We start from the raw sequence: 14,264 nt of genomic DNA, 5'->3' as shown, positions 1-14,264 counted from the left end.
ACACAAGGGGCAGCGGCCCGCCTCCGCCCTGAGCAGGGCAGCACGTTGCCGTACGTCGCCGCGCGTCGCTCTCCACAGTAAAAGCTAACGGTTTGCTTTAGATTGCCCGCAGGGTCTACGGTCAGGCTAAAGCAAAGATATTGCGTTTACGGAAGGAGTCCCATGCCCGGCGTCATCTCCGACGTACAAGCGGCATCCAGCGCACCCATGCGCTCCAGCGCACCCACGGTCTCCGGCCCGCCCCCGCACGTCGCCCCTCGCCAGGCCACCCGTACCCGCCCCCGCACCCGCCCCCGTGCGAAGAGCCGCACGGCTACGTTCGCTCTCGACGTGTCGATACTCGCGGCCCTCCTGGCCGCATCCAGCGCTCCGACCCCGCTCTACCCGCTCTACCAGGACCAGTGGGGCCTCTCCGCGCTCTCCGTCACCGTGGTCTTCAGCGCGTACGCCCTGGCGATGTTGCTGGCCCTGCTCACCACCGGAGCGCTCTCCGATCACCTGGGGCGACGCCCCGTCCTGGCGGGCGCCCTGCTCATGGCGGCCGTCTCCATGGTCCTCCTGGCCTCGGCGGACGGCGTGGGCTCCCTGACCATCGCCCGGGTCCTGCAAGGAGCGGCCACCGGCGCGGCCACCAGCGCCGCGGGCGCGGCACTCCTCGACCTGGAAAGCCCCCGGCGCCCGGGCCGGTCCGCCCTGGCCAACAGCGTCACCCCGGTCGCCGGCATGGCCATCGGCGTGCTCGTCTCCACCCTGCTCGTCCGGTTCGCCCCCGCCCCCACCGTCACCGTCTACGTACTGCTGGCGGTGTTGTTCCTCGCCCAGGCGATCGCGGCCACCTTCACCACGGAGACGGCCCACCGCCACGCGGGAGCGCTGCGGTCGCTGCGCCCGCGGGTCAGCGTCCCGCCGCCGGCCCGCCGCGCCCTGCTGGCCGCGGGCGCCGCTGTCGGCACCGTCTGGGCGCTGGGCGGCTTCTACTCCTCCCTCGGCCCGGCCCTCGTACGCCTGGTCGCCCCCGACGCCCCGCAAGCGGCCCGCGGCATGGTCTTCTTCACCCTCAGCGCCACCGCAGCGCTCACCGTATGGGCGCTGCGGCGCAGGCCGCCCCGCGCCACGGCGATCGGCGGCTGCCTGGCCGTCCTGCCCGCCGCGGCCCTGACCCTGAGCGGTCTGCACGGCGCCGGGCTGCCCGCCGTCTACGGCGGCGCGGTGCTGGCCGGCATCGCCTTCGGCGCCGTTTCCCAGGGGGCGCTGCGGATGCTCCTCGCCTCGCTCGACGAGCGGGACCGCGCCGCGACACTGGCCGCCTACTACATCCTCAGCTACCTCTCCATGAGCCTGCCCGCCATCGCCGCGGGCGCCGCCACCCAGCACTACGGGCTGGGGGCCACCTCCCACGCCTACGCCATCACCGCCGCTCTCCTCGCCCTGGCGGCCCTGACGGCACTCACCGCGTCACGACGAGGGGCGGCCCGCCCCGCGACGCGCGTGGCTTCGAGGGCCCGCTGACGGACGCTCAGCTCTTTTGGCGGCGTTGATCTTGGGCACTCGGGGTGCGAGTGATCTTCGGTGATCATCGGAAGAGAGAGTGGTAATGACCGCACCCACGCGCCCGGTTCGACGCGCGAACCCCAAGCGGCGCTTCGACCTCCGTGTGACCACCCTGTTCTTCGTACTGCTCGCGGTCATCCTGTGCGCCATGGTGTTCCTGGCCCGCGCCGCGGCGCGCGTCGTCGAGAGCCGCCCGCTGTGGGCACTCTCGCTCCTCCTGGTGGCCGTCGCGGCCGCGCGGTCGGGACGGTCGAGGTGGCGCCGCTTCTCCGCCGCGAGATGTGCGCGCCGGGCCGCCGAGGTGCTGGAGGAGGCGGCCGAACGGGCCTCCGACAGCATCGACGACCTGACGCCGGACGAGCGGGTGCCGCCGGACCCGCGGACCGCCGCGCCGCCGAGCGAGGTGCGTGCGGAGGACGCACCCATGGCCCCGGAGACAACCGTCGTCGCCGACCGCCCGGACGACTACACCGACCTCGATGCCGACGGCTTCGAGGACGCCATAGCCGAGCTCTGCGTCCGCGACGCGTGCCTGGACGTCGAAGTCGTCGGCGGCGCGGGCGACTTGGGGGCGGACATCATGGCGGCCACTCCCGACGGGCGGCGGGTCGTCATCCAGTGCAAGCGCTACGGCGACACCCACAAGGTCGGCTCACAGGATCTGCAGCGCTTCGGCGGCACGTGCTTCACCGTCCACGAGGCCGATGTCGCGGTCCTCGTCACGACGAGCGACTTCACCGTTCCCGCACTTGAGTACGCGGAGCAGTGCGGCATCGTGTGCGTCAACGGGGTCGAGCTGGAGGCCTGGCACGACGGCACCGGGCCGAGCCCGTGGGACCGGGCGGTCGTCGAAGCCGACGTGTGCGACTGACCCCGCGTATGCCGAGGTCGCGTCTTACCCTCCTCCGCGTCGGCGTGTGAGACTGAACCCATGGATGCGGGGCGGGAGTCGCGGTGGGAGAAGGACGCGATGACGGTGGAGATCGTCTTCGCTCTGGTGACGGCTGCCCTGCTGGCAGCGGCGGTGTTCGGCCTCTCGCTCATCCCTGCCCTGTTCCTCGGTACCTCGGAACCGGCGGGCAAGGCGGTGCTGACGACGGGCGCCGCGCTGGGGGTGGCTGCTGGGATCTGGCGCCTGGTATGGGTCGTGCTCAGCTTCGACGCCTGGCGGCGCGAGGGCCGTTGACCCCGGGGACGGCAAACGCGCCTCCAGAACACCCGAGCCCCTCCGGAGCACCCGAGCCCTTCCAGAGCGCCCGAGCCCGAACCCCGCGCCGCTCACAACCACCCGCAGCGCTGCGCCTGCAACGCCATCTGGAAGCGGTTCGCCGCGCCGAGTCGGGCCATCAGGACCTGTAGGCGCCGGAAGAGAGTGCGGCGGCTGACACCCAGCTCCCGGGCGATGACCTCGTCGGTGGCGCCCCCGGCCAGGAGCCACAGCAGACGGCGGTCGGCCGGCGGCAGCCCACCAGGAGCCGCGGTGCGGCCGTGGAACGGCAGGGCGTTGTTCCAGGACTGTTCGAACAGGGCTATGAGCGCCGAGAGCAGACCGCACGGCTGGACGACCAGCATGGTGTTGTGCACGTCGGTCTCCTTGATCGACAGGGAGACGAACGCGTACGCCTCGTCGATGATGACGAGTTTGACCGGCACCGACGGCAGCACCCTGGCCTGCTCGCCCGCGTTGACGCACGGCTCGATGACATCGGCCAGGTGGCCCGGATGTTCGAGCGACTCCCGCGAGTACACGACCCGCTGTGTCACCCCCCGGGCGAGCGTGGCGAGCGCGTCGTCCGTGGCGCCGGGCAGGGGAAAGTAGGGCGGCGACTCGAACTGCCGGATCTGTTCGCGGGCGCTGGCCCAGGCCTGGCGGAGCCTGGGGCCGACGGCGTCGCCGGTGACGGTCTCGACGAGGTTGTCGCTGTGGGCGGCGAACCGCTGCCGCCGGAACGACTCGAACGCGCCGCCGACCGCGATGCGCGACTCCTCGACCTCGGCCGCCCGGTGCCGGGCAAGGACTTCCAGACCGGCGGCGGGCGGCACCGGGGCCACCGCGTCCCCGCCCCGCTCGGCGCTGCCGACCAGACCGGCGTCGACCAGCCCCTCGTAGGCATCGTGCAGCTCCGCGCCGTCGAGCCCGGCCGCGGCGCCGACCGTGCTCAGCGGGGCCGGAGCCAGTTCGAGCAGCGCGACATAGACCCGGGCCGCCGCGGGATCGAGCCCGAGCAGCCGCAGGGCCTCGCCGAGTTTCACGTTCGTCATGGCGGCATTATCGACGGCCCCCGACCGACGCCCGTGGCCGATCCGTGCCAGTGGCACTCTTCGGCCCCGGGCGTCCGCGGGGCGGAGTACGTTCCGAGCACGGTCGCCCCAGGCCGCATCGCGAAGACCCTCACGACGATCTTCAGAGACTTCACGAAGACCTCAGAGCACGAAGACCCCAGAGAAAGGCGTACGCCATGGCGAAAGGCCGCAAGAACGGGCTCTACCCCGGCATATCCGAGGAGCTGTCCGCCCTGATGCGGACCGGCTGGGCGGACACCGAACGGCACGACCTCGCCCCCGCCGAGCAGGCCCCGTACGCCGCCCGGCGTCGCGCCGCGCTCTCCGCCCGCTTCCCGGGCGAGCGCCTGGTCATCCCCTCCGGCAACCTCAAGGTCCGCTCGAACGACGACACCTATCCGTTCCGGGCCTACTCCGGCTACGTGCACATGACCGGCGACCAGGCCCGTGACGGCGCCCTCGTCCTCCAGCCCCGCGCGGACGGCGGCCACGACGCCTACTGCTACCAGCTCCCGCGGGACAGCAGGGACGACGACGAGTTCTGGACCGGCCCCACGGCGGAGCTGTGGATGGGCAGGCGCCGCTCGCTGACCGAGGCGCAGCTCGTGCTCGGCCTGCCCTGCCGCGACGTCCGCACGGCAGCCGCCGACCTGGCCGGCGGCTTCGAGGGACCGACGCGGATCGTGCGCGGCGTCGACCCGGCCCTGGAGGCCGCGGTCACCTCCGACGAGGAGCGGGACGACGAGCTCACGGAGGCGCTCAGCGATCTGCGTCTGGTCAAGGACGACTGGGAGATCGGCGAGCTCCGCAAGGCCGTGGACTCCACCGTGCGCGGCTTCACCGACGTCGTCGGCGACCTCTCCCGGGCGGTCGCGACGTCCGAGCGGTGGATCGAGGGCACGTTCTTCCGCCGCGCGCGGCTGGAGGGCAACGCCGTCGGATACGGCTCGATCTGCGCGGCGGGCGACCACGCCACGATCATGCACTGGACGGAGAACGACGGCCCGGTGCGTCCGGGCGAACTGCTCCTGCTCGACGCCGGCGTGGAGACGCACTCGCTGTACACCGCCGACGTCACGCGCACCCTGCCGATCAGCGGCACGTTCACACCCGTACAGCGCAAGGTGTACGAGGCGGTGTACGAGGCGCAGGAGGCCGGTATGGCCGCCGTGAAGCCGGGCGCGGCCTACCGCGACTTCCACGAGGCGTCCCAGCGCCATCTGGCGTCCCGCCTGGTGGAGTGGGGCTTCATCGAGGGCCCGGCCGACCGCGCGTACGAACTCGGTCTGCAACGCCGCTTCACCATGGCGGGCACCGGGCACATGCTCGGCCTCGACGTCCACGACTGCGCGCAGGCGCGGAACGAGGAGTACGTCGACGCCTCCCTGGAGCCCGGCATGGTGCTCACCGTCGAGCCCGGTCTGTACTTCCAGCCGGACGACCTGACCGTGCCGCAGGAGTGGCGCGGCATCGGTGTCCGCATCGAGGACGACCTGCTGGTCACCGCCGACGGCCACGAGAATCTGTCGGCGGGCCTGCCGCGGTCGGCGGACGACGTCGAGGCGTGGATGGCGCGCTTCGCGGGCTGAGCGCCCGGATGCCCTGCCGCCGGGGCGTTTCCGCCGGTGCCGAACGGTTACCTGTTGACCATGACGGGGCGGGACCACCGGCACCGACCAGCGGAGGCGACTGTGGAGCACGGCGAAGAGCGCGAGGAGGGCATCCGCGGGCAGCGGGCGAAGGACGCCCTCCGGCGCGTGGGCAGGGCCTACTCCTCGGGTGAGCGGCGCGGCCTGGGCGGGCACGCGGGCGCCGTGGCCGCGTTCGGCGTCTACACGGCCGCGTGGGGTGTGGCGGTCGGTCTGCGCAGGGCGAAGTTCCCGGAGCGGCCCGAACCGTGGGACATCGTGTGCACGGCGGCCGCCACGTTCCGGCTGAGCCGGCTGCTCAGCAAGGGCTCGGTCACCAGCCCGCTCCGGGCGCCCTTCACCCGCTACGAGTCGGCGACGGGACCGGCCGAGGTCAGTGAGAGCCCCCGCGGCGGCCCGCTGCGGTCGACCGTGGGGGAACTCGTCACGTGTCCGTTCTGCATGAGCGTCTGGCTGACGACCACCATCACGGGCGCCCGCCTGCTGTGGCCGGGCGCCACCCGGACCGTGACGGGCGGCCTCACCGCGCTCGCGGCAGCCGACGCGATGCAACTCGGCTACGACTGCCTCGTACAGAAGAACGGCGACTGAGCGGGAGGCCGCCCATGCCGCCTCCCGCTCAGGCAGACCCACGACCGGCGAAAATGAAAGGTCATCGGCATGTTGAGACTCGGTATCCCCGTCATCGGCGTCACGGATGTCCCCCGGGCAGTGGCCTTCTGGACGGCGGCCCTTGACCTGGTGGTCACGCGCGAGTGGGAGAGCGAGACCTGGCGGACGCTCGACCACGCCGACGGGTCCGGCCGTGCCCTCGCGCTGATGCGCAGCGAGTCGCCCGCCGAGGCGCGTCCGCGCCTGCACCTGGACCTCTTCACGGACACGGAACAGGAGCAACAGGCCGAGGTCCGACGGCTGATCGGTCTCGGCGCACAGGCCGTGGAGTGGGACCTCTACCCGCCCGACCCCGACTTCGTGGTCCTCGCCGACCCGGACGGCAACCTCTTCTGCGTCGTCGATCTGGGCAAGGCGCCCAGCGGCGGCCGACCGCCTCAGTGACGAACGGAGACGGCGCGCCGCGCGCCGTCGAGCCGTCGGTGCCGGTCAGGCCCGGGTCGGCGCCGGGTCGGCGGGAGCCGACGCCTTGTCCGCCGCCCCGTCGTCGTCGGCCTTGCGCATCGCGGGGATGAGCGCGGCGACGGCGGCGGACGCGAGGGCGACACCGCAGCCGATGAGCAGACCCGTACGGAAGCCGTCCTCGGAGGGAATCGTGACGCCGCCCATGCCGATGGTCATCTGGGCAAGGACGACACCGATGACGGCGGAGCCGATCGTGGTGCCGAGCGAGCGCATCAGGGTGTTGAAGCCGTTGGCGGCCGCCGTCTCCGAGATCGGCACCGAGCTCATGATGAGCGCGGGCATGGCGCCGTAGGCGAGGGCGACACCGCTGTTGATCACGATGCCGGCGAGCATGATGCCCCAGGCCGTCCCCATGAGCGGCAGCGCGGCCCCGTATCCGACGGCGATGACGAGGGCACCGCAGACGAGTGCGACCTTCGGGCCGCGCGTGTTGATCAGCTTTCCGCCCAGCGGCGAGATGAGCATCATCATGATGCCGCCGGGTGCGATCCACAGACCGGCCGCCAGCATCGACTGACCGAGGCCGTAGCCGGTGGCCTCGGGGAACTGGAGGAGCTGCGGCGCGATCAGCATGAAGGCGTACATGCCGACGCCGATGAGGACGGACGCGGCGTTGGTGAACAGCACCCGCGGGCGGACGGTGGTGCGCAGGTCGATCAGCGGATCGCGGGTGCGCATCTCCCAGCAGCCCCAGATGGCCAGCGCCACGGCGGCCAGGGCGAACAGGCCGAGCGTGGTGCCGGAGGCCCAGCCCCAGTCGGCGCCCTTGGAGATGGCGAGCAGCAGCGAGACGAGCCCGATGGCGAGCCCGACCGCGCCGGGGGCGTCGAAGCGCTGGCCCTTCGCGGCGGCCGGGACGTCCGGCACGACGGCGAAGATCAGTACGCCGATGGCCAGGGCGAGCACGGCCGAGCCCCAGAACAGCACGCGCCAGTCGGCGTACTGCGCGACGGCGGCGGCGATCGGCAGACCGATGGCGCCGCCGATGCCCATGGAGGCGCTGACGAGCGCGATGGATCCGCTGAGCTTCTCGGTGGGCACGACGTCCCGCAGGAGCGCGATGCCGAGCGGCACCATGCCCATGCCCATGCCCTGCAGACCGCGTCCGATGATCATCGGGACGACGGAGGAGGAGAGCGCGCAGACCACCGAGCCGATGATCAGCGGCACGACGCAGGCCAGCATCATGCGGCGCTTGCCGACCAGGTCACCCAGGCGGCCGGTGACGGGCACGCAGACGCCCGCGACGAGCAGGGTCACGGTGATGACCCACGCGGCGTTCGAGGGAGACGTGTCCAGCATCTGTGGCAGCTCGGCGATGAGCGGCGTCACCAGCGTCTGCATGATCGCGGCGACCGTACCGGCGAGCGCCAGGGTGGCGACCACGCCGCCGGTCCGGCCGCCCGACTGCTGGGCTTCCATAAGGGACTCCTCGATTTCTCCACGTGAGCAACGATGTGCACTATACATACTCTGTGCATGGAGCACGCAGTGTGTATTGAGCACACGGCCGGGCGGGAAGGCGCGGGCGAGGTGCGGGAAGGCGCGGGGAGGGGGCGCGTACGCCGTCACGTGTTGCGATACGGTCGCCGTAGGAGGACGCACGTACATGGAGAAGCCATCGCATCTGGTCGAGTTCGAGCACATGGTGCTCGGGCGGCATCAGTTGAGCAGCGCGAAGCTGCGCCAGCAGCAGGGCCGTCTGGAGCGCAGCACGTACATCATGCTCAGCCGCATCCTGGTGCAGGGGCCGATGACGATCGGGCAGCTCAGTGAGGCGTTCATGCTCGACGCCTCCACGCTCAACCGGCAGACGGCGGGCGCGGTGCGGGCCGGGCTGCTCGAACGCATCCCCGATCCGGAGGGCGGGATGGCCCGCAAGTTCCGGCTCACGGAGGAGGGCGCGAAGCGTCTGGACGTCGAGCGCGAGGCGCACGTCGCGGAGTTGGACCGGGTCTTCGAGGACTGGTCGGCCGACGACGTGGAGACCTTCGCGCGTTACCTCCAGCGGTTCAACACGAGCGTGGAGCGGCTGAGCGGCCAGGAGTGGCCGCGCTCCTGACCGTCACGGTCCCGACCGCCGCGGACGTCCCACCGCGGCCCCGACCGCCGCGGACGTCCCGCCACGGTCCCGACCGCCGCGGGCGTCCGGCCGCGGTGGAAGACCACCACGGCCGGACTACGACAGGCCTGAGAGTGTCAGCCCCCGTGGCCGACGATGGCTGTCGCGCGGATCTCCACCCGCATTCCCACCGCCCCGAGCGCGGGAACGCCGATCTGCGTCCAGATCGGCGCGCGCTCACCCATGCGCCGACGCATCTGCTCCGCCATGACGCGGGTGGGCAGTTCGCCGATGAAGTCGTCCGCACTGGGGATGTGGTACGAGTCCAGGGCGATGACGTCGTGCCAGCCCGCCCCGGCCATGGCGAGGGTCTTCTCGACGTTGTCGAAGGCTCGGACGATCTCCTCCTCCAGGGACTCGGGGAAGGTGATTTCATCGTCCCACCCTCCCTGTCCTGAGATCTCGACGCGGTCGCCGACGCGGACGGCCTGGCTGTAGTTCAGTTGGGCGAGCAGTGTGTCCCCGTATCCGGGCGTGACGAAAAACTGGGCCTGACTCATGGCGCTCCCTGCGCTAGGACTTCATGCTTGAAGTGAACCCTACGCGATTTCACTTCAAGCGTGAAGTCCTTGATGTTCGATAGGGTGACCCCATGGCCAAATCCGCCGACGCGAACCCAGGACAGGACGCCACCGACGAAGCCCTGTGGCTGACCGCGGACGAGAAAGAGGCGTGGACCGGGCTCGTCTCGCTGGTCCTGCTGCTGCCGGGCAAGCTGGAAGCGCCGCTGCAACAGCAGAGCGGGCTCTCCCTCTTCGAGTACTTGACCCTCAGTCACATCTCGGAGGCTCCCGGGCGCCGCCTGCGGATGAGCGAACTGGCCTATCTCGCCAGCGGCTCCCTCTCGCGCCTGTCGAACGTCGTGAAGCGGTTCGAGCGGCGCGGCTGGGTCGAGCGGTCACCCGACCCCGACGACGGGCGGTACACCCTGGCCGCCCTCACCGACGAGGGTTACGACGTGGTCGTCGAGGCCGCGCCCACCCATGTGCGGGCGGTGCGCGACCTCGTGCTCACCCCGCTCACCGCGGGCGACCGGAAGGCGCTGGCCCGCATCGCGGCGAAACTGCGGGTGCGGCCGGGCGACCTGCCCTGACGCCGCCGTCAACGCGTCAGTCCAGCAGTGGGGCGGTGCGCAGCAGCAGTACGGCGATGTCGTCGGTGTAGTGAGGGGTGGGCCGGGCGTGGCGCAGCAGGACGTCGATGAGCTGGTCCAGATCCTGCCCGCTGTACTGCGCCAGGCAGTTGGCGAGGCCCCGTGAGGTCTGGTCGGGGTCGGTGCCGGGGATCTCGATCAGACCGTCGGTGTACAGGGCGAGGGTCGTCCCCGGGACCAGCGGCAGGACGGTGGCGGGGTAGCGGGAGACGGGTTCGACGCCGAGCAGGGGGCCGGGCTCGAATTCCATGACGCGGGCCGGCCGGCCGGGCTGGTGCAGGAGCGGCGGCGGATGGCCCGCGCTGGCCAGGACGGCCTCCTGGCGTACGAGGTCGATGTGCGCGTAGAGACAGGAGACCAGCAGGTCCGTCTCCAGTTCCGAGAGGACCCGGTTGGTGCGGGCGAGGACCTGGTCGGGCGAGGCGCCCACGGTGGCGTGGATGGCGGTGCGCACCTGGCCCATGAGGGCCGCCGCGGAGACGTTGTGCCCCTGGACGTCGCCGATCACGGCCGCGGCGGTGGTGGCGTCGACGCGGATGACGTCGTAGAAGTCGCCGCCGATGTCCATGCCGCGGCTGGCGGGCAGATAGCGGGCGGCCGCGTCCAGACCCGGCACCGCGGGCAGGCTGCGCGGCAGCAGGGCCTGCTGGAGGCCGTGCGCGAGATCGCGGGTGGTGTCGTACAGACGCGCACGGTCGAGGGCCTGGGCGACGAGACCGGCCAGCGAGGTCAGCGCGGCGCGCTCGTCCGGGCTGAAGTCATGGGGCCGGTCGTACGAGAGGATGCAGCAGCCGACGGGCCGGCCCGAGACGATCAGCGGCAGGAAGGCCCAGGCCTGCTTGTCGCTGAGCCGCGGGGCCTTGGGGTAGCGGCGTGCCAGCTCGGCGGGGCTGGTGAAGAAGGCGGGGACTCCGCTGGCCAGCACCTCGCCGGCGGGGGTGATGTCGGTGTCGAGGCGGAGACCGTCGAGCCGGTCGATCGTCGCCTCGTCGTACCCGTGGTGTCCGGTGATCTTCAGCCGTCCCGCGTCGGCGGCGGACAGCACCAGGCCGTCGGCGCCGAAGGCGGGCAGGATCTGGTCGGCCACCAGCTCGACGACATCGCGCACGGCCACCGTCTCGGTCAGCGCGGCGGCCAGGTGGACCAGCTGGTACAGCCGTCCCGACTGTGCGGGCCGTGCGTCCAGGCCACGCGCCGAGAGCGTACCGGCGGGTTCGGGCGCACCGCCCTCCGGTGCCGCCGCACGGGTGATGCGGGCGCTGATGCCGCTGGCGTCCGGATAGAGCTGGAAGCGCAGCCAGGTGTCCGGGGGCCGCAGGGTGATGAAGGCGACCGGGTCGCGGCTGATGACGGCGGTGCGGTAGTGGTCCTCCACGACCGTGTTGTCCATCCAGGGCAGGGACTGCCAGGGCCGGGTGCCGAACAGCCTGCCGGCGTCCATCCCGAGCAGCGCCGCCGCGGCCTTGGTCACGAAGGTGATCCGGCCCTCCAGGTCGAGGCCGATGGCCGCTTCCGGCAGCCGCTCGATGTAGTCCCCGGCGGCCCGCAGCCGCTGGCCGCCGCGCGGGCGGGTGGCCACGGCGACCGGGATGTGGCGGGGCTGCTCGGGGACCGGGGGCAGGGCGGGGGCGTCCCCGATGACCCGGGCGACGCGCCGGGCGGCGGAGCTGATGTGTCCCCGCTCGCGGCGGGTGGCCTCGACGGGGTGGCTCGCGGGCCACAGCAGGAACAGCGCGCCCAGACACCGTGAACCACCCGGCAGGGGGGCCGCGGCGAGCGCGAACCGGTACGGCAGGCTCGCGGCGGCGCACGGATAGGTGCGGACCATGTCGTCCTGCGACCCCACCCACACCAGACGGTTCTCGCGCACGGCCTCGCTCACGGGGACGGCCGCGGTGAGCGGCACCCGCCGCCACGGCCACGCCACCTCCTCCGGCATCCCGGACAGCACCACGAGGCCGAGGACGGGTGCGCCCTCGTCCAGCAGGTAGACGCCTCCGGCGGAGGCGCCCGTACGGCGCACCGCGTCGGCCAGCTCCGCGTCCAGCGGATCGGCACGGTCGCTCATCTCTCGACAGTACGCCCGGGCCGCGGCAAGGGCAGGTCAGGCATACCGCACCGTTCAGAGGGGCTGGGTGTCGTCGCGGCCCTCGGTGATCTCGTGCGCCAGCTCCGCCACCTTGCGCCGGTGGGCGCGGGCGTGGCGGCGCAGCCGGTCGAAGGCGTCGTCGAGGCTGAGGCCGTGCCGGACCGCGAGCATGCCCTTGGCCTGTTCGATGACGATCCGGCTGTTCAGCGCCTGCTGCAACTGGTCGGCCAGGACGCGGCTCTGGTACGCCTGCCGCTGGAGGGCGAGAGCGTGTGCCGCCGTCTCCGTCAGGGAACGGACGACGGCGAGAGCCTTCGCGTCCACGGCTGCTCCCGGCGGGCCCAGCAGGACCAGCGCGCCGAACGGGAGGTCCGAGCTCTCCAGGGGCAGCGCGGTCACCCGGCCGAAGCCGAGCGCCTGCGCGCGCGGTGCCCAGGACGGCCAGCGCACGCGTGCCGGACGCGTGGTGAGGTCCACGTCGATCAGAGTGGAGCCGGAGGAACGGACGTCACATCCGGGCCCTTCCTTCCACGCCGCGGCGTCCGCCGCCAGTGTGCGCAGGGCGCTGCCGGTCCCTTCGGTCCATACGTCCGAGGTGCCGAGCGGTACGTACTGCACGATCGCGCCCTGCGCGCCGTACACGCGTCGGCCGCTCTCCGCGCACATGGCCAACAACGCCCGCGTGTCCAGAGGCTCGCCGCTGGCCGCTCGCACCAACCCGGCGAAGAGCGTGGCAAGTTCCTCTTGCTGCAAGGTCACAGTGCGGGCCTCCCGCCGAGCCTGACCGACCTCGACGATAGCCGGGGAGATTGCCCCGCGTACCGGTTGCCCGCGACCGGACGGAATGTGACCGGAAACCTCTGCGCGTGGCTCACCGTGCCGTCGCCGTCGGTCAGCGCACCCCGTGCGGTCGGAACTGGATGCTGATGCGGCCCCCGGTGGCCCGGGTCGACTTGGGGATGGCGTGCTCCCAGGTGCGCTGGCAGGAGCCGCCCATGACGATCAGGTCGCCGTGGCCGAGCGGGCGGCGGATGCCCTCGCCCCCGCGTCGGGGCCGGAGCAGCAGATCACGCGGTGCTCCCACGGAGAGGATGGCGACCATGGTGTTCTCGCGGGCGCCCCGGCCGATGCGGTCGCCGTGCCAGGCCACGCTGTCGCGTCCGTCGCGGTAGTGGCACAGGCCCGCCGTGGTGAAGGCCTCCCCGAGCTCTTCGGCGTAGTGGTCGGTGAGCGCCTGCCGTGCCTTGTCGAGGACGGGGTGCGGCAGTGTTTCGCCGTCGCCGTAGAAGGCCAGCAGCCGCGGCACCTCCACGACCCGCTCGTACATCTGCCGGCGCTCGGCCTTCCACGGGACGTCCACGGTCAGTCGTTCGAACAGCACGTGGGCGCCGCTGAGCCAGCCCGGCAGTAGGTCGATCCACGCCCCGTCGCCGAGTACCGTCCTGCGGGCCTCGCTCAGCGGGCGCAGGTGCACGTCGTCGCTCTGATCGAAGAGTGAACCCTGGAGCTGGTGCGTTGCCATGCGACCCAGCGTAACGCGCAATCGAACGTATGAGCTAATTCGCATGCCGGGTGGCCGGCGGCACTGCGATATTGGGGGCGTGGAGGATATTGGGGGAGTGAAGGCGACGATGAGTTTTCGAAGGGCTGCCGTGGCGTGGGCGGCCGGCGGGGAAGACGGCGAATCCGCCGCCGACAGGGCTCGGGCGTGGGCCGTCGACGCCGGTGTGCGCAAGGTCGTCCTCGTGGAGGGCGAGAGCGACCTCGTGGCCCTGGAGGCGCTGGCGGAACGCCGCGGACGCAGGCTGGACGCGGAGGGCGTTTCGATACTCCCCCTGGGCGGTGCGATGAGCATCGGCAGATTCCTGGCCCTGTGCGGGCCCGCGGGGCTCGACGTCCCGGTGGCGGGCCTGTGCGACGCGGGGGAGGCACACTACTTCCGGCGCGTCCTCGAACGGATGGGGGCGGGCCCGCAGCGCACCCGCTCCGACCTGGAGACACTCGGCTTCTACGTGTGTGAGGCGGACCTGGAGGACGAGCTGATCCGCAGCCTTCGCGCGGAAGCCGTCGTCGACATCCTCGGCGAACAGGGCGACCTGCGGTCCTTCCGCACCTTCCAGAAGCAGCCCGCGCAGCGCAACCGCGGCCTCCCGCGGCAACTCCAGCGGTTCATGGGCACCAGAAGCGGCCGCAAGGCGCTGTACGCGCGCGCTTTCGTGGAACACCTCGACCTCGACCGCGTGCCACGCCCCCTGGACCGTCTCCTCGCGCACGTCTGAG

General features: G+C 72.0%; 15 protein-coding genes. 9 read left to right on the top strand and 6 right to left on the bottom strand.

Annotated features, from left to right (window positions below):
* The first annotated feature begins 162 nt into the window (after positions 1–162).
* The 3 genes from ACRAKF_RS02480 (at position 163) to ACRAKF_RS02470 (ending at position 2,737) form a co-directional block, all read left to right on the top strand.
* A complete protein-coding gene (locus ACRAKF_RS02480) occupies positions 163–1,509 on the top strand; it encodes an MFS transporter (RefSeq protein ID WP_447035053.1) in 1,347 nt (448 codons plus the stop codon).
* Positions 1,510–1,594: 85 nt separating this feature from the next.
* Positions 1,595–2,422: a restriction endonuclease gene (locus tag ACRAKF_RS02475; RefSeq protein WP_447035051.1), complete on the top strand. Its 828-nt coding sequence runs from the start codon at positions 1,595–1,597 to the stop codon at positions 2,420–2,422.
* Between the two features lie 60 nt (positions 2,423–2,482).
* Complete coding sequence (locus ACRAKF_RS02470) at positions 2,483–2,737, top strand: DUF6332 family protein (RefSeq protein ID WP_447035050.1); 255 nt, start codon at positions 2,483–2,485, stop codon at positions 2,735–2,737.
* A 92-nt stretch (positions 2,738–2,829) separates the two neighbouring features.
* Here ACRAKF_RS02470 and ACRAKF_RS02465 read toward each other — a convergent pair whose 3' ends face one another.
* On the bottom strand, positions 2,830–3,813 hold the full coding sequence (locus tag ACRAKF_RS02465; RefSeq protein WP_447035048.1) for a LuxR family transcriptional regulator: 984 nt from the start codon (positions 3,811–3,813) through the stop codon (positions 2,830–2,832).
* A gap of 197 nt (positions 3,814–4,010) precedes the next feature.
* Between ACRAKF_RS02465 and ACRAKF_RS02460 the strand changes: the two genes are divergently transcribed.
* From ACRAKF_RS02460 to ACRAKF_RS02450, 3 genes are all read left to right on the top strand, one after another.
* A complete protein-coding gene (locus ACRAKF_RS02460; protein ID WP_447035047.1) occupies positions 4,011–5,423 on the top strand; it encodes an aminopeptidase P family protein in 1,413 nt (470 codons plus the stop codon).
* Between the two features lie 102 nt (positions 5,424–5,525).
* Positions 5,526–6,074 (top strand): DUF1360 domain-containing protein, encoded by a 549-nt coding sequence (locus ACRAKF_RS02455; RefSeq protein ID WP_447035045.1) that lies wholly within the window; start codon positions 5,526–5,528, stop codon positions 6,072–6,074.
* 69 nt (positions 6,075–6,143) lie between these two features.
* The gene (locus ACRAKF_RS02450; protein ID WP_447035044.1) at positions 6,144–6,539 is read left to right on the top strand and encodes a VOC family protein; all 396 of its coding nucleotides are present in this window, start codon (positions 6,144–6,146) and stop codon (positions 6,537–6,539) included.
* A 45-nt stretch (positions 6,540–6,584) separates the two neighbouring features.
* On the opposite strand, the gene ACRAKF_RS02445 is transcribed toward ACRAKF_RS02450, so the two are convergent.
* Positions 6,585–8,042: an MFS transporter gene (locus ACRAKF_RS02445; RefSeq protein WP_447035043.1), complete on the bottom strand. Its 1,458-nt coding sequence runs from the start codon at positions 8,040–8,042 to the stop codon at positions 6,585–6,587.
* Positions 8,043–8,229: 187 nt separating this feature from the next.
* On the opposite strand from ACRAKF_RS02445, the gene ACRAKF_RS02440 reads away from it, so the two are divergent.
* Positions 8,230–8,682 carry a MarR family winged helix-turn-helix transcriptional regulator gene (locus ACRAKF_RS02440; RefSeq protein ID WP_447035042.1) on the top strand — a complete coding sequence of 151 codons (453 nt, stop codon included), beginning with the start codon at positions 8,230–8,232 and terminating at the stop codon, positions 8,680–8,682.
* Positions 8,683–8,819: 137 nt separating this feature from the next.
* Here the strand turns inward: ACRAKF_RS02440 and ACRAKF_RS02435 are convergent, their stop codons facing one another.
* Positions 8,820–9,242, bottom strand: coding sequence for a Rid family hydrolase (locus ACRAKF_RS02435; RefSeq protein WP_447035041.1), 423 nt, complete (start codon positions 9,240–9,242; stop codon positions 8,820–8,822).
* A 92-nt stretch (positions 9,243–9,334) separates the two neighbouring features.
* Between ACRAKF_RS02435 and ACRAKF_RS02430 the strand changes: the two genes are divergently transcribed.
* Complete coding sequence (locus tag ACRAKF_RS02430) at positions 9,335–9,835, top strand: MarR family winged helix-turn-helix transcriptional regulator (RefSeq protein ID WP_447035040.1); 501 nt, start codon at positions 9,335–9,337, stop codon at positions 9,833–9,835.
* Between the two features lie 16 nt (positions 9,836–9,851).
* On the opposite strand, the gene ACRAKF_RS02425 is transcribed toward ACRAKF_RS02430, so the two are convergent.
* The 3 genes from ACRAKF_RS02425 to ACRAKF_RS02415 form a co-directional block, all read right to left on the bottom strand.
* Complete coding sequence (locus tag ACRAKF_RS02425) at positions 9,852–11,963, bottom strand: SpoIIE family protein phosphatase (RefSeq protein ID WP_447035039.1); 2,112 nt, start codon at positions 11,961–11,963, stop codon at positions 9,852–9,854.
* Between the two features lie 54 nt (positions 11,964–12,017).
* Positions 12,018–12,743 (bottom strand): ANTAR domain-containing protein, encoded by a 726-nt coding sequence (locus tag ACRAKF_RS02420; RefSeq protein ID WP_447035037.1) that lies wholly within the window; start codon positions 12,741–12,743, stop codon positions 12,018–12,020.
* 133 nt (positions 12,744–12,876) lie between these two features.
* Positions 12,877–13,506, bottom strand: coding sequence for an alpha-ketoglutarate-dependent dioxygenase AlkB (locus tag ACRAKF_RS02415; RefSeq protein ID WP_447035036.1), 630 nt, complete (start codon positions 13,504–13,506; stop codon positions 12,877–12,879).
* Positions 13,507–13,615: 109 nt separating this feature from the next.
* Here ACRAKF_RS02415 and ACRAKF_RS02410 point away from each other — a divergent pair, with 109 nt between their 5' ends.
* Positions 13,616–14,263 (top strand): TOPRIM nucleotidyl transferase/hydrolase domain-containing protein, encoded by a 648-nt coding sequence (locus ACRAKF_RS02410; RefSeq protein WP_447035035.1) that lies wholly within the window; start codon positions 13,616–13,618, stop codon positions 14,261–14,263.
* The last annotated feature ends 1 nt before the right edge of the window (position 14,264 follow it).

This window comes from Streptomyces sp. DSM 118878 (assembly GCF_052936595.1).
The sequence above is the reverse complement of the archived record's forward strand: the minus strand, read 5'-3'. Positions and strand labels throughout refer to the sequence as shown.

Excerpts from the sequence above, each read along its gene's own strand:
- ACRAKF_RS02470 (WP_447035050.1), top strand. The coding sequence starts at position 2,483 with ATGGATGCGGGGCGGGAGTCGCGGTGGGAGAAGGACGCGATGACGGTG.
- ACRAKF_RS02450 (WP_447035044.1), top strand. The coding sequence starts at position 6,144 with ATGTTGAGACTCGGTATCCCCGTCATCGGCGTCACGGATGTCCCCCGG.
- ACRAKF_RS02415 (WP_447035036.1), bottom strand. The coding sequence starts at position 13,506 with ATGGCAACGCACCAGCTCCAGGGTTCACTCTTCGATCAGAGCGACGAC.
- ACRAKF_RS02465 (WP_447035048.1), bottom strand. The coding sequence starts at position 3,813 with ATGACGAACGTGAAACTCGGCGAGGCCCTGCGGCTGCTCGGGCTCGAT.
- ACRAKF_RS02425 (WP_447035039.1), bottom strand. The coding sequence starts at position 11,963 with ATGAGCGACCGTGCCGATCCGCTGGACGCGGAGCTGGCCGACGCGGTG.
- ACRAKF_RS02460 (WP_447035047.1), top strand. The coding sequence starts at position 4,011 with ATGGCGAAAGGCCGCAAGAACGGGCTCTACCCCGGCATATCCGAGGAG.
- ACRAKF_RS02430 (WP_447035040.1), top strand. The coding sequence starts at position 9,335 with ATGGCCAAATCCGCCGACGCGAACCCAGGACAGGACGCCACCGACGAA.
- ACRAKF_RS02435 (WP_447035041.1), bottom strand. The coding sequence starts at position 9,242 with ATGAGTCAGGCCCAGTTTTTCGTCACGCCCGGATACGGGGACACACTG.
- ACRAKF_RS02445 (WP_447035043.1), bottom strand. The coding sequence starts at position 8,042 with ATGGAAGCCCAGCAGTCGGGCGGCCGGACCGGCGGCGTGGTCGCCACC.
- ACRAKF_RS02480 (WP_447035053.1), top strand. The coding sequence starts at position 163 with ATGCCCGGCGTCATCTCCGACGTACAAGCGGCATCCAGCGCACCCATG.
- ACRAKF_RS02475 (WP_447035051.1), top strand. The coding sequence starts at position 1,595 with ATGACCGCACCCACGCGCCCGGTTCGACGCGCGAACCCCAAGCGGCGC.
- ACRAKF_RS02410 (WP_447035035.1), top strand. The coding sequence starts at position 13,616 with ATGAGTTTTCGAAGGGCTGCCGTGGCGTGGGCGGCCGGCGGGGAAGAC.
- ACRAKF_RS02440 (WP_447035042.1), top strand. The coding sequence starts at position 8,230 with ATGGAGAAGCCATCGCATCTGGTCGAGTTCGAGCACATGGTGCTCGGG.